Genomic DNA, 14,149 nt, shown 5'->3' on the forward strand with positions numbered 1-14,149 from the left:
CTTTCCAGGGGTCGATCACCCCTTGCGCTGGTAAAGCCAAGCCCCGTCCGCACGACGGCTGCGGTCAACCTGACCCAGATGGTACAGATGATTTAAATGGGCCACCGCCTCGACCAAAGCAAGGCCATATTCCCCGGAGCCGATCTTGCGTTTGAACAGCGGCGCAAAACATTCGGCCGCGCTGCGCGGTTCGTCGAGATGCTGAAGAAGCCGCGCCAGCGCCCCGTGATGGTTGTCGATCAACTGGGCCATCCGATGCGGCAGACCGCGAAATGGCAACTTATGCCCGCCCAAAGCCAGCTGATCACCCCGTGTCAGCGGTGCCAGACGCTCGCAGGCCTCCAGCCATTCGGCCACGGGATCCGCCATCGGCTCGGTCGCATAGACGCCAATATTGGGACTGATCGAGGACAGGATCTGATCGCCGGTGATCACCAGATTGTCATCGCGGCTCCAGAAGGTTGCGTGCTCTGGTGAGTGACCATTACCCATGTGGACGTCCCAGTTGCGCCCGCCCATGCGAAACACGTCGCCCTGTTCGATCCGGGTAAAGCCCAGCGGCATCGGATAGACCGTATCGGCGAAATTGAACGGCCGCTCCGCCAACCGTGCGTCATAGATCGCGGGATCCATGCCCGAGCTGCGGTAAAACGCCAGCGTTTCCTCAGGCCAGCTTTCCTGCACGTCCAGCGTCAGCATTCGAGCAAACAGCCAGGCCGTTCGCGTGGTCACCAGCTCAGCCCCATGCTCAGACTGGAACCAGCCGGCATTGCCGATGTGATCGGGGTGATGATGCGTGACCACCACGCGCCGGATCGGCTTGCCCTCCAGCGGCCCCGCCATCAGCCGCTCCCAGATGCGGCGGGTCTTGTTTGAGGACATGCCAGTATCGACGATGGTCCAGCCATCGCCTTCATCCAGCGCATAGACGTTCACATGATCCAGCTTCATCGGCAGCGGCAGCCGCATCCAGAGGACGCCCTCCGCCACCTCGATCGCCTCACCCTCCGCAGGCGGCGTGTTCCATGGACCGTCGGGTCGCGGGCTGGTCATCCGTCAGCCAATTCATCCAGCGTCAGAGCGCGCGCGCCGTCCGCACCCGCCTGCGCATGAGCCAAGAGCGCGGCGTGTTCCGGCAACATCCGGTTGATGTAGAACCGCGCCAGCTTTTCGCGCGGGCCACCGATGTCGGCCATCGCAGCCGCCAGGTGGTAATGCCCGCCAAGAACCCGCGCAAAGGCATGCAGATAGGGAACCGCTCCTGCGAAACGCTCATCCATGTCGCTCTGTGCGGTCAACCACTCGGTCGCTTCGCGCAGGGATTCACAGGCCTGCCAGACGGCCTCGGCCATATTCGGATGAGTGGTTCGGGCGCGCTCGGCCTGCTCCTCGATCTCGTCGATCAGACGGTTGGCCATATCGCCGCCGTCCATCATCTTGCGCCCAACCAGATCCATCGCCTGAATGCCGTTGGTGCCTTCGTAGATCGCCGTCACCCGCACATCGCGATAAAACTGCGCTGCACCGGTTTCCTCAATGAACCCCATACCGCCATGCACCTGCACACCGGTTTCCGAAACACGCATCCCGGTTTCCGTGCCAAAGGTCTTGGCGATGGGCGTCAGAAACGCTGCCCGCGCGGTCCATTCCTGTGCGCCGGTTGCGGTCTGCATGTCGATGGCCTGCGAACAGGCCAGCAGGATCGCGCGCGCTGCAAAGAGATCGGCCTTCATTTCCATCAGCATCCGGCGCACATCCGCATGGTCCACGATGGTGCCGGAGGCGGATTTGCCCTGCTTGCGCTCCAGCGCGTAGGCCAGCGCCTTTTGATAGGCCGCACCAGCGACACCGACGCCCTGACCACCAACGCCCAGCCGGGCATTGTTCATCATGGTGAACATTGCTGCCAGACCGCCCCCCGGTTTGCCGACCATCCAGCCGATTGCGCCGTCATATTGCATGACGCAGGTCGGCGAACCGTGCAGGCCCATCTTATGCTCAAGGCTCACCACCTTCAGCGTGTTGGCCTTGCCGGGGTTACCCTCGGCGTCCGGCAGGTACTTGGGGACGAGGAACAGCGAAATCCCCTTGGTTCCGGGTGCCGCATCAGGCAGGCGGGCCAGAACCAGATGGCAGATATTGCCCGCAAAATCATTGTCGCCCCAGGAGATATAGATCTTCTGACCGCTGATCGCATAGGTGCCGTCGTCCAGAGGCTCTGCCTTCGAGCTAAGCGCCCCCACATCCGATCCGGCCTGCGGCTCGGTCAGGTTCATGGTGCCCGACCATTCCCCCGAAATCAGCTTGGGCAGGTAGAGCGACTTCAGCTCATCGCTGGCGTGATGTTCCAACGCCTCGATCTGACCCTGGCTCATCAGCGGGGCCAGTTGCAGCGACAGGCAGGCGCCCGACATCATCTCATTGACCGCGGTGGTCAGGGTCATCGGCAGCCCCATGCCGCCAAATTCCTCTGCCGCGCTCATCCCGATCCAGCCGCCTTCGGAAATCGCCTGCCAGCCTTGGGCATAACCGGGAGAGCTGCGCAGCACCCCGTTTTCCAGACGCGCCGGTTGCAGATCGCCGCCACGATTCAAGGGGGCCATAACTTCATCGCAGAACTTCCCCGCCTCGGTCAGGATCGCCGTAACCACATCATCGCTGGCCTCGCCAAAGCGCTCGGTAGCGGCGATTTCATGAAAACCGATGATATGTTCGAGAAGAAACTGATACTCGGGAACCGGGGCACGGAAGGTCATGTCTGGCCTCTTTCAGAGAGCTGGTTGGGGCAGCCTTGGCATCATTGCCCCAAACCTTTATGTTGAATGTCTTGTCCGATTACCTAACCGGGCCCTTTAATCAAGCAACCAAAACGCCGCGTCACCAGCCATGTCCAGCCCCACAACCCGCCTCCTGACCGCGCAACCACAGGAGATCAGCACAGCTGCGGACCTGTTAAAAGAGGGCCGGCTGGTCGCATTTCCAACCGAAACCGTCTACGGGCTCGGGGCTGATGCGCGCCAGACCGACGCGGTTGAGGCCCTCTATGCCGCCAAGGGCCGCCCCAGTTTCAACCCGCTGATTGCCCACGTCCACGCGGTGGAGACCGCCCAGCGCTATGTGGTCTGGTCCGACACCGCCAGCAAACTCGCCGAGGCCTTCTGGCCGGGCCCGCTGACGCTGGTCCTGCCGCTGCGTGAGGACCACGGTATCTCGCCTCTGGTCACCGCCGGGCTGACCACCCTCGGCGTCCGTATCCCGGCCCATCCTGCGGCCCGGGCGCTTTTGTCGGTTCTGGATGGCCCGGTGGCGGCCCCCTCCGCAAACCCATCGGGCCGGATCAGCCCGACAACCGCCGCCCATGTCATCGCCGGACTGGACGGCCGCATCGCGGCCGTGGTCGATGACGGTCCCTGCGGCGTCGGCGTGGAATCCACCATTGTCGGCCTTGCAACCGGCACGCCATTGCTGCTGCGTCCCGGCGGGCTGGCCGCCGAGGAAATCGAGGCCGTTCTGGGACACCCGCTGCAGCAGCGCGATGTCGGCGATCCACTGACCGCTCCGGGGCAGCTGCTGTCGCACTACGCCCCGCGCGCCAGCGTCAGGCTGAATGTCACAAACCCAGCAGAGGGCGAACTCTATCTCGGATTTGGCAAAATGGACTGTGATCTCAACCTCTCGGCCAGCGGCGATCTGCGCGAGGCTGCGGCGCAGCTGTTTGGACATCTCCACCAGCTTGACGCCAACGCCCGCCCTATCGCTGTCGCCCCAATCCCGGAAATCGGGCTGGGTGTCGCCATCAACGACCGGCTGCGCCGCGCCGCCGCGCCACGCTAGCAGCCTGCTCAGGGCATCGTAAGCCGCCGGTCACGCGTGACCGGCGCTGGTGGACAGAGTCAGCGGATCGACGCCGAGGGAGCGCAGCGCCGCCTCCCATTTGGCGAAATCGTCCAGCTCGAACACCACCTCCGGCGTTGCTGTTGCGGTCAGCCAGCCATTATTGGCAATCTCGGTCTCAAGCTGCCCCGGCCCCCAGCCGGCATAGCCGAGCATGACCATCACCTGCTCAGGTCCCCGCCCCATCGCGATGTCTTCGAGCACGTCAACGGTCGCGGTCATCGAAAACGCCTCGGAAACCCGCAACGAACTGACGTTGGATTTGTACTCCGGTGAATGCAGGACAAAGCCGCGCTGCGTCTCGACCGGCCCGCCAAACCGCACCGGTAGCGCGGCCTCTTCTGCACTGCGCGGAGTAATATCCAGCTGTTCCAACAGGTTGGACAAATCAACGCCGGTGGCCGGTTTATTCACGATCAAGCCCATCGCACCATCGTCCTCATGCGAGCATAGCAAGATCAGCGAATGCTCGAACCTCGGGTCACCGATGCCGGGCATCGCAATCAGCAGTTCGCCGGTAAGATCCATATGAATCTGTCGTCCTTTTTTCAAATCGCCGCCACCCATGACCGGGCAACCTGCCTGCCCTGTCACAATGGCCACCCGCAGGCAGAGGTTCAAGACCAACCCGCGCCTTAGCCAATGCTCAACGCCGTTGACCGGAACGTGACTTGGCTTTTCTTACTGGAATGCGCATGTAAATGGGCATGGTTATGTTCTCCCTTCTCTCGGCGCTTGCGACGCCCCTGACGGCCCGCACCACGACGGCCAAGACCTTGGCGAAATGCCTCTGCGCACCGCTGGCGCTGTCGTTTCTGGCCCTGCCTGCCACGGCCCCCGCCGAGCAGATGTCCGATATTGTCCGTATCGAGGTGCTGGACGGCGGCACCACGCGACGCGGCACCCATATGGGAGCGTTGCGGCTGACGCTTTCCGAAGGCTGGAAAACCTACTGGCGCGCGCCCGGCGATGCCGGCATTCCGCCCCGCTTCAGCTGGCAAGGCTCGCGCAATGTCGGGGCCGTCGCAATCCGCTGGCCCACGCCCGAAGTGTTCCTCACCTCAGGATTTCGCACCATCGGCTATCATGATCAGCTGGTGCTTCCGGTCGAGATCACCCCGGCCAAACCCGGGCAGCCGCTGCGGCTGAAGGGCCGCATGGAGCTCGGCATCTGCAAGGATGTCTGCATACCCTCGGAACTGCGTTTCGATCAGGCGCTGAAACCGGACAGCCCGCGCAACCCGGCAATTGTCGCAGCACTGGCTGACCGTCCCTGGTCCGCAAAGGAGGCAGGGGTGCAGGCCGCGACCTGTGCGCTGTCCCCCAGCCGCTATGGGATGGAGCTGGTTGCCCGGATCACCATGCCCAGCGCAGGCGGTGAGGAGGTCGTGGTTGTCGAACCCGGCGTCCCCTCGCTGGTCACAACCGAAACGACGACCAGCCGACAGGGCCACAAGCTGACGGCGAAAACCGAAATCATCTCCGCCGATGGCGGTCCCTTCGCTGTGGATCGCTCGCAGATGCGTATCACCGTACTTGGGCAGAACCGGGCGGTAGACATTCAGGGCTGCACCCGGCACTAACAAGGGATCATCTGCCCGACCGGATCCAGCCATGCCCGCCAATCCCGCCTCCGACGAAGCCCCTCGCCGCCCGGTCCTAGGGGCGTTGGCCGTGGTCTGCCATCCCCGGCAGGATGGTGATCAGGTGATCCTCATCCAGCGCAGATCGCCGCCAAATGCAGGTTGGTGGGGCTTTCCCGGCGGCCATGTCGAACTCGGCGAGACCGCGATGCAGGCTGCCGCCCGCGAACTGCTGGAAGAAACCGGCGTCATCGCCAGCCCCCGCGAAGTGCTGACCCATATCGACGTTATGCTGAGGGATGACGCAGGTGAGGTGCAGCGGCAATATCTTCTCGTCGCCGTGCTCTGCGACTACGTCTCAGGCCAGCCCGCCCCCAATGATGACGCCCTGCAGGCACAATGGGTGCAGGTCTCCGATCTGACCACTGGCTTCGACCAGTCTCCTGACAGGATGCTGATTGACCAGGTGGCGGAGGTCGCCGCCCTCGCCCAGCAACAGCGCCGCCGGATGACGGGTTAGCCTTGGGACTCCCGCTCACACTGCATCCATAAAGCCCGGGTCGACGCTCAGAACTGTTGCGCGCTCAGACCCTGGCGCGGCGTGCGCCCACCGCGCGGGCGCAGAGGTAGCCAAACAGGCTCAGAAGCGCAGCACCAACGATGAACAGCAGCGTGGCTGCCCGCACCGGATCCATCGCCGCCAGCACCGGCACAAACGTTCGCAGCAGCGGATGCAGTAGCCCAACCGCCATCGCATAGCCAAGTGTTACCGCGAGCCACAGCAGCTGCGCCGCTCCCAGCCCCAGCGTCAGCCAGCGCAGTTCGCCCGCCCGCGATGTCAGCCCGCGCCGCAGCGCCGCAAAGGGGCGCGCCACATCGGCCTGAACCGCGATCAGCGCCGGTACCACCAGCAGCACCAGGAACATCCCGAAACCAAGACCATAGACCAGCGTAATCACGGTCGGCTTCAGAAACTGCGCCTGCTGCGAACCCTCGTACATCAAGGGCGCCAGCCCCAGCACCGTTGTCAGCGTCGTCAGCATCACCGGCCGCAGCCGGTCAGCGGCCCCGTCAATGATCGACGGTATCAAGCCACGTTCCTGCGCATATTCATCGATCGTGGTCACCAACACGATCGAATCGTTGATAATGATGCCGGTCATTCCCAACAGCCCCACCACCGTGAACATCGACAGCGGCACGTCCCACAGGTAGTGGCCCCAGATCGTGCCAACCAGACCAAAGGGAATAATCGCCATTACCACCAAGGGCCGCGTCCAGCTGGCGAATATCCACGAAAGCACCAGATAGATACCGGTTAGGCAGAGTATCAGTCCGGTTCGCGCGTCATTCAGGAACTCGTTCTCCTGTTCGCTCAACCCGGCGAGCTGCCAATCGACCTGCCGTTCGCTGGCGATGCTCGGCAGGATTTCCTCTTCCAGCGCGGTTGCTATGGCCTGAGCTCTGGCCGGATCGTCCTCGGAGATATCGCCCGTGACACTGATCACGCGTACCCCGTTTTCCCGCCGCACTGTCGAAAAACCGGTGCGCTGGCTGACAGAGACGATATCCGCAAGCGGCAGATAGACACCCGCCGGGCTACGCATCAGCGTGCGCTCCAGGAAATCGGCCGTCAGCTCGTCCTTCGGCAGTTCCACCCGGATCGTGGCACTACGCGGGCCCTCCGGGTAGGTTGCCGCCTCGATCCCATTGAGCCGCGCACGCAGCGCCCGGCCAAGCGTCTCAACCGTGAACGCCAGCGCGCGCCCCTGCGGCGTCAGCTCCAGCACCAGCTCTTCCTTGTCATAGGCAAGATTGTCCTCAACAGCGGAGACCTCAGGATAGCGCAGCAGTGCCGTCTTCAGATCCTCCGATGCGGCTTTCAGAACCTCGACCGCCGCACCGCTGAACTGCACATTCAGCGCATCCCCACCCGGGCCGGACCGCCAGCCACGGAAAGACAGCGTCTCCGTCATCGGATGACGGCGCACCCTCTCCTGGATCTCCGCAACAAAGGCAAAGCTGGAATAGGGCCGCAGATCCGCATCAATCAGCTCAATCGAAATCCCGCCCAGAAGATCACTATCCTTGGCATCGACACCGGCCAGACCGCGCCCGGCGTTGCCGCCGATCTCAGCCATAACAAATTCGATGGGGTTGCGGCCATAGCGGTCCTCATACTCCGCACCCAGCTCATCCACCGCACGCTGCATCTCGCGCATCATCGCCAGCGTATCGGCCCGCGTCGCACCTTCGGCCATCGCGAAATTACCGGTGACCGAGCCACGCTCCGGCGCATTGAAGAACCGCCATTTGACATCGCCGCCGATGAACAGCGCCAGTTGACTGGCCAGGATCACCAAAGCACCCGCGAGCACTACGTAGCGTCCGCGTACGACCAGCGCCATCAGCGGTCGGAACAGACCATCGCGCAGCCTGCGAAACCCGCGATTGACCACCCGGCTCGGCAGATCATACCAATGTTCCTTGGCGCTATGGGCCAGGGCATGGGCCAGGTGATTGGGCAGGATCAGGAAACACTCGATCAGTGACCCCGCAAGCACGGCAATCACCGTCAGGGGGATATCGCGGATCAGCTCGCCGAACCGCCCGCCAATCGACACCAATCCGAAAAATGCGATCACCGTGGTCAATGTGGCCGCGAAAACCGGCATGGCCATGCGGCGCGCGGCGTTCTCTGCCGCCGCAACCGGATGCTCGCCCAGACGCCGCGCACGGAAATCGGCATGTTCACCCACCACGATCGCATCATCCACCACAATGCCCAGCGTGATGATCAGGCCAAACAGGCTGATCATATTGATCGTCAGACCAGCCATATACATGAAGGCCACTGCGGCAAACATCGCCGCCGGGATCCCTGCCGCGACCCAGAAGGCAATGCGTGCGTTCAGAAACAGGAACAGCAATGCCAACACCAGACCCAGACCCATCAGCCCGTTGTCCAGCAGGATATCCAGACGACCGGTGATCGCCTCGGCCCGGGTTCGGATCAGACTGGCGCTGACACCATCCGGCAGGCTGGCCTGCAAAGCCTCAACCACCCCTTCGACCTGATGCTGAATCTTAATCGCATCGCCCTGATCCGATCGGTCCACCCGGATCGACATCGCCGGATCGTCGCCGACGAAATAAGAACGATTGCGATCCACACCCTCCACACGGATTGTGGCGACATCTCCCACGGTCAGCGCGGACCCATCGGGGTTGGTACGCAGCACGATGCCTGCCAATTCCTCCGGGCTGCGCTTTTCGCTGCCGGTGCGGATCCGGGCATTTGCGCCACTCACATCGCCCGCGGGATTGGCATCAACCTCTGCGGCGATTGCGGCGGCGATATCCGTCATCGCGATATCATGAGCAATCAGACTGGCCGAGGGCACTTCGACCATGGTCTGCGGTGCGGCGATGCCACGGATCGTGGTTCGCGTCACCCCGACCTCGAACAGGCGCGCGATCAGCTCATCCGCAAACAGCCCCAGCTGGCGCGGCGCGATCGGGCCTGTGATCACCACATCCGTGACCCTGTCACGCCAGGCCCCGCGAAGCACGCTGGGCTCCTCTGCCTCCTCCGGCAGGGTGGTGACGCCGTCGACGGCGGTTTGCACGTCATCGGCAGCCCGCGCCATGTCCCAGCCGGGTTCGAATTCCAAGGAGATGCTGGCCCAGCCTTCGCGCGACGTCGCGCTTGAACTCTCGACCCCATCAACCGCCAGCAGCGCCGGTTCCAGCGCCTGCACGATCGCGTTGTCGATATCTTCCGGGCCAGCCCCCTCCCATTCGATTCCCACCGACACCTGGTCCACGATCACATCGGGAAAGAACTGCGCCCGCATATTGGGGATCGCCGCCGCACCCAGCACCAGGAGCAGGACCAGCAGCAGGTTCGACAAGGTCCGGTGGCGAGTGAAATAACTCAGAACACCGCCAGCCGATCGGGGGAGATTGCGCAGCATCGTCGCTACCCTCCCATCCGCGTTTCGATCCGGTTGATCAGCCCAGCGGGCACCTTGGCCGCAGCCAGCTGTTCCAGCATCCGCGCCTTCACCGCCTGCGGCATCCTGCTGTTGCCTTCGACCATGGCGACGAGCTTGGCTCGACGATCCTCGGTCAGCTCAACCAGATCCGCCTCCGCGGCGGCGCTATCCCCTGCGCCGCTGGCCTCCGCCCCCTGACGGAGCGGGCGCACCTTGATCCCCGCCCCCAGCAGCGGCGTGCGCCCGGTGACGACGTCGCGGCCTTCCAGACCTGCGCCGCGCAGCAGCACGTCATCACCCTGGCGACGCACCAGCGTTACAGGAAGCGCCTCAAGGCGGTCGTCCTCCCCCAGCACCAGAACCGTCCCATCCGCCCCCAGCGCCGAGGCCGGCAGCCGCGCCACCTCTGCCAGCTCCGGTTCCTGCACGTGAACGGTGACAAAATCGCCGGGCTTGAAGCCAAGTGCCGGATCAAGCCGCGCGTAGATCAACCGCCCTGCCAGCCCTTCGCCTGCATCACCGCTGACCCGCACCGCGACACCCCTTGCCTTCAATGCGGCGCCGGTGGCATCCAGCGTGACCTCAACCGGGGCCGCAAGCAGCTGCCCATCGGCATCCAGCAGACGGGCGTATTGAACCGTCGACACCCGGAACGCCACATCCAGCTGCGCCGGATCCACCAGATCGGCCAGCTTTTCATTGGCCGAAACCAACCGCCCTTCCACCAGGTTCACCGATTGCAGCGTCCCGTCAAACGCGGCGGTGATCGTGGTGTCGGCCAGGTTGCGGCGGGCATCCTCCAGTGCGATCTCGGCCCGGGCCAGTCGCGTGACGCTCTGATCAATGCGGGCCTCGGCCAGCGACACCGCCTGCCTGCGAGAAATCACCGCCTGCCGGGCCTGTGCCGCCGCCAGTTCCACCACCTCAACCGTTGCCGCCGATCCGACGCCCCGCGTTTCCAGGTTGCGCTGCCGCTCCAGCGCCCGCGTGCGCAGCTCTGCCTGATCCTCGGCAGCGGCCAGTTCATCCTGCGCCAGCGCCAGCCCGCGCCGGGCCTCTCGGGTCTCGGCCTCTGCGTCCAGCATGTCCGCCTCTGCGCGTCGCAGGGCGGCCTGCGCATCTGCCGGGTCGATCTGCACCAGAAGCGCCCCGGCCTTCACGTCACCGCCATCCTCGAAACCCGGCGCCAGCTCGACCACCCGGCCGGCAGCCGCCGTACGCAGCTCCAGCCTGCGGCGGCTCTCGATCCGGCCAAAGGCGGTCAGCCGCGGCTGCACCGTACCCAGCTCAGCCCGCTCGACATTCACCGCAAACACCCGTTCACGATCCGGCGGCGCGCCACGTTCGTCCGCCATACGGGTCTGAATGGCAGACACCACCATCTGCACCGCCAGAAGCAGCAGCGCCGCTGTCAGCGCCGCAAGAAAGACCCCAATCACCGTTTGCCGCAAAAAGTGCATTCTTTATCCTTCAATCGGCTAAACGAACCGGCCACACCACCACCGCAGCGTTCAAAATGAACACCTTAAGCCGCAAGAATACCAGTTTGTACAAACTATACGAGGTTACACGCAGTCACGGATCAATTCCGTCTCACTTGCGACGCAAATGTTCGTCAAGCCGCGGCATGATTTCCACAAAATTGCAGGGACGATGCCGGTAATCCAGCTGCTTCACCAGAATTTCATCCCAGGCATCCTTGCAGGCGCCCGGGCTTCCGGGCAGCGCAAAGAGATAGGTGCCGCCAGAGACGCCGCCAGTGGCCCTTGATTGCACCGCTGATGTGCCGATCTTCTGCATGGAAATGATGGTGAAAACCGTGCCAAAGGCATCGATTTCCTTTTCATAGACATCCCGGTGTGCCTCGACCGTGACATCGCGGCCGGTCAGCCCGGTGCCGCCGGTCGATATCACCACATCGACCTCTGGGTCGGCGATCCAGTCACGCAGCTGGCCTGCGATCTCGGCCTGCTCGTCCGGCAGGATCTTGCGATCGGCCAGCACATGCCCCGCCGCCTCCAGCCGATCGACAAGAACCTGACCGGAACGATCCTCCGCCAGCGACCGGCTGTCCGAGACCGTCAGCACTGCAATGCGGACGGGAATAAAATCCTTGCTGTCGTCGAGTTGTGCCATGTTTCCGGCCCCCATCTGAAATATCAGCTGCCTTGGGTCGCGCCCGTTTCCGGCCCGCCCCGTTAGTGGTTGCGTATCACCCGGCGGTCAGCCGCATCTTCACCTCGAGCAGGTCCGCCCAGGCGGCGCGTTTCTGCACCGGTTGACGCAGCAGATAGGCCGGGTGAAACATCGGCATCACCGGTTTGCCCTGCGCCTCATGCCAAGTGCCACGCATCCGGGTGATACCGCGTTTTCCGAGCAGGGCATCACAGCTGATATTGCCCATGGCAATCAGGATATCCGGCTGCACAAGGGCAATGTGGCGCTCCAGAAACGGAGTCATCATGGCGATTTCCGCAGGCAGCGGATCCCGGTTCTGCGGCGGTCGCCACGGTAACACATTGGCAATATAAACGCTGTCCTCACGCGACAGGCCAATGGCTGCCAGCATCCGGTCCAGCAGCTGCCCGGCGCGGCCCACAAAAGGCTTTCCGGCCATATCCTCATCCCGACCGGGGGCTTCGCCAACCACCATCACGCGGGCACCGGGGTGGCCATCGGCAAACACCAGGTTACGCGCGCCCTTTTTCAGCTCGCAATGTTCAAACTGATCCAGCGCATCGCGCAGCGCCGCCAGCGAACCAGCCGCCCCTGCCATCTGTCGCGCCACCGCAACCGGGTCGATTTCGAGAGGTTTGATCGGCGCGGCATCCGCAGCCGTCGCAGCCGCCTTGGGCAGCCGCGCCTGCAGCTCATAGCGATTAACCGGCGCATCGCCGATTGCATCGGTCGCCCCCAGTTCAATCTGCCACGCCAAGAGCGCCCGCGCGCTGTGATAATCCAATGCCGATTCCATGGCCCCAAGCTACTCTGCTCGGGAGCCAAGCAAAACACCTGACTTCACCGCAGCCTTCACCCCGGCCCAGAACACGCCCCGGCTGTCTTGCCGGACGCCACAGCCCTGCTATAAGAGCGCCAAACAGCACGGAGCCAGCCCATGCCCAATGCCCCCACGTCGATTGATCCGATGTCCTTCAACCAACGGCATCTTCTGGGTATTGAGCCGCTGAAGCCGCATGAAATTACCGCCATCCTGGATCTGGCCGACAGCTATGCCGAGCTGAACCGACGCCCTGACAAACACGCCGATGCGCTGTCCGGGCTGACCCAGGTCAACATGTTCTTTGAGAACTCCACCCGCACTCAGGCCAGTTTTGAAATCGCAGGCAAACGGCTGGGGGCAGATGTCATGAACATGGCGATGCAGGCCAGCTCGATCAAAAAGGGCGAGACCCTGATCGACACCGCGATGACACTGAACGCGATGCACCCCGATCTGCTGGTGGTGCGCCACCCGCACTCAGGTGCCGTGGATCTTCTGGCGCAAAAGGTGAACTGCGCCGTGCTCAACGCAGGTGACGGGCGGCATGAGCACCCTACACAGGCGCTGCTGGATGCGCTGACCATCCGCCGTGCAAAAGGGCGCCTGCACCGTCTGAACATTGCGATCTGTGGCGATGTCGCGCATTCCCGGGTAGCCCGCTCCAATCTGATCCTTCTGGGCAAGATGGAAAACCGCATCCGGCTGATCGGCCCGCCAACCCTGGTGCCCGACCATTTCGCAGAGTTCGGTGCCGAAATCTACGACGACATGCGCGAAGGGCTGAAAGACGTGGATGTGGTCATGATGCTGCGCCTGCAAAGGGAGCGGATGGACGGTGGCTTTATCCCCTCAGAACGCGAGTATTACCACCGCTACGGGCTGGATGCCGAGAAGCTGGCGCTGGCCAAACCCGACGCCATCGTTATGCACCCCGGCCCGATGAACCGGGGCGTTGAAATCGACGGTACGCTGGCGGACGATATCAATCGTTCGGTCATTCAGGAGCAGGTCGAAATGGGTGTCGCCGTTCGCATGGCGGTGATGGATCTTCTGGCCCGCAATCTGCGCGCCAGCCGTCAGACTGCCATGGCGCAACCGGGCGTGGTCTGATCAATGACCGAGCCGGTAACGCAGCCCCTGACCATCCCCGCAGGCGAGCAGCGGATGATCCATGTCTTTGATCTCGACATGCGGTCGGAACAGGCCCGTTTCCTGCGAGAGCCCGGCGCATTGGCACAGGTTCTGGGGATTGAGTATGTCGACCTCGATCACGTCGAAATCTTTCCGGTAAGCGATCTGGAGGATCTGGGGCTGATCGGTTACCTGCGCGACGGCTGCGGCATTCCCGCCGAGCAGCTGCAAGCCGATGCCCAGAGGCTGATGGCAATCGACGGCTATGTGCTGCTGCTGCGGTCGCGCGCATTTCGGGGCGAGGAAACCCGCCTGATCCCGGCGCATCAGATCCGCCATATCGGCGATTACAGCGAACTTGGTGCGGATTGGGCCAGCCTGCCGAGCAATCCCGACGAAACCCCTGACAGCGCCAAACCCTATTCGGCTCCACGCCCCTCCCCGCGCGCGGCACGCTCACGCGCCCGACGCATCGGCGCGACCATCTTTGCCATCGTGATGGCACTGATCCTCCTCGTCGTGCTGTTGCTGGCGAGCTGACA

The 14,149-nt window shown here is 63.5% G+C and carries 12 protein-coding genes; 5 read left to right on the forward strand and 7 right to left on the reverse strand.

Annotated elements, in window-relative coordinates; genetic code table 11:
* Nucleotides 1-15: 15 nt before the first annotated feature.
* Both VWY60_RS13740 and VWY60_RS13745 read right to left on the reverse strand, forming a co-directional pair.
* Complete coding sequence (locus tag VWY60_RS13740) at nucleotides 16-1,053, reverse strand: MBL fold metallo-hydrolase (RefSeq protein ID WP_416540739.1); 1,038 nt, start codon at nucleotides 1,051-1,053, stop codon at nucleotides 16-18.
* Nucleotides 1,050-2,756 (reverse strand): acyl-CoA dehydrogenase, encoded by a 1,707-nt coding sequence (locus VWY60_RS13745; protein ID WP_416540740.1) that lies wholly within the window; start codon nucleotides 2,754-2,756, stop codon nucleotides 1,050-1,052. The genes VWY60_RS13740 and VWY60_RS13745 overlap by 4 nt, the downstream gene beginning before the upstream one ends.
* Before the next feature lie 130 nt (nucleotides 2,757-2,886).
* On the opposite strand from VWY60_RS13745, the gene VWY60_RS13750 reads away from it, so the two are divergent.
* Nucleotides 2,887-3,834 carry an L-threonylcarbamoyladenylate synthase gene (locus VWY60_RS13750; RefSeq protein WP_416540741.1) on the forward strand — a complete coding sequence of 316 codons (948 nt, stop codon included), beginning with the start codon at nucleotides 2,887-2,889 and terminating at the stop codon, nucleotides 3,832-3,834.
* Between the two features lie 30 nt (nucleotides 3,835-3,864).
* Here the strand turns inward: VWY60_RS13750 and VWY60_RS13755 are convergent, their stop codons facing one another.
* On the reverse strand, nucleotides 3,865-4,422 hold the full coding sequence (locus tag VWY60_RS13755) for a YqgE/AlgH family protein (protein WP_416540742.1): 558 nt from the start codon (nucleotides 4,420-4,422) through the stop codon (nucleotides 3,865-3,867).
* 185 nt (nucleotides 4,423-4,607) lie between these two features.
* Here VWY60_RS13755 and VWY60_RS13760 point away from each other — a divergent pair, with 185 nt between their 5' ends.
* Nucleotides 4,608-5,477: a protein-disulfide reductase DsbD domain-containing protein gene (locus tag VWY60_RS13760; protein ID WP_340544231.1), complete on the forward strand. Its 870-nt coding sequence runs from the start codon at nucleotides 4,608-4,610 to the stop codon at nucleotides 5,475-5,477.
* 31 nt (nucleotides 5,478-5,508) lie between these two features.
* Complete coding sequence (locus VWY60_RS13765; RefSeq protein WP_340544230.1) at nucleotides 5,509-5,997, forward strand: NUDIX hydrolase; 489 nt, start codon at nucleotides 5,509-5,511, stop codon at nucleotides 5,995-5,997.
* A 64-nt stretch (nucleotides 5,998-6,061) separates the two neighbouring features.
* On the opposite strand, the gene VWY60_RS13770 is transcribed toward VWY60_RS13765, so the two are convergent.
* From VWY60_RS13770 to VWY60_RS13785, 4 genes are all read right to left on the reverse strand, one after another.
* Nucleotides 6,062-9,454, reverse strand: a complete 3,393-nt coding sequence (locus VWY60_RS13770) for an efflux RND transporter permease subunit (RefSeq protein WP_416540743.1) — start codon at nucleotides 9,452-9,454, stop codon at nucleotides 6,062-6,064.
* A 5-nt stretch (nucleotides 9,455-9,459) separates the two neighbouring features.
* Complete coding sequence (locus tag VWY60_RS13775; RefSeq protein WP_416540744.1) at nucleotides 9,460-10,935, reverse strand: efflux RND transporter periplasmic adaptor subunit; 1,476 nt, start codon at nucleotides 10,933-10,935, stop codon at nucleotides 9,460-9,462.
* 133 nt (nucleotides 10,936-11,068) lie between these two features.
* The gene (gene moaB, locus VWY60_RS13780) at nucleotides 11,069-11,611 is read right to left on the reverse strand and encodes a molybdenum cofactor biosynthesis protein B (protein WP_416540745.1); all 543 of its coding nucleotides are present in this window, start codon (nucleotides 11,609-11,611) and stop codon (nucleotides 11,069-11,071) included.
* Between the two features lie 76 nt (nucleotides 11,612-11,687).
* Nucleotides 11,688-12,449: a uracil-DNA glycosylase gene (locus VWY60_RS13785; RefSeq protein ID WP_416537165.1), complete on the reverse strand. Its 762-nt coding sequence runs from the start codon at nucleotides 12,447-12,449 to the stop codon at nucleotides 11,688-11,690.
* 141 nt (nucleotides 12,450-12,590) lie between these two features.
* Between VWY60_RS13785 and VWY60_RS13790 the strand changes: the two genes are divergently transcribed.
* Both VWY60_RS13790 and VWY60_RS13795 read left to right on the forward strand, forming a co-directional pair.
* The gene (locus tag VWY60_RS13790; RefSeq protein WP_340544224.1) at nucleotides 12,591-13,586 is read left to right on the forward strand and encodes an aspartate carbamoyltransferase catalytic subunit; all 996 of its coding nucleotides are present in this window, start codon (nucleotides 12,591-12,593) and stop codon (nucleotides 13,584-13,586) included.
* A gap of 3 nt (nucleotides 13,587-13,589) precedes the next feature.
* The gene (locus VWY60_RS13795; RefSeq protein WP_416537164.1) at nucleotides 13,590-14,147 is read left to right on the forward strand and encodes a hypothetical protein; all 558 of its coding nucleotides are present in this window, start codon (nucleotides 13,590-13,592) and stop codon (nucleotides 14,145-14,147) included.
* Nucleotides 14,148-14,149: the final 2 nt, after the last annotated feature.

The organism is Phaeobacter sp. JH20_26, assembly GCF_048056275.1.
Taxonomy (GTDB): Bacteria; Pseudomonadota; Alphaproteobacteria; order Rhodobacterales; family Rhodobacteraceae; genus Phaeobacter; species Phaeobacter bryozoorum.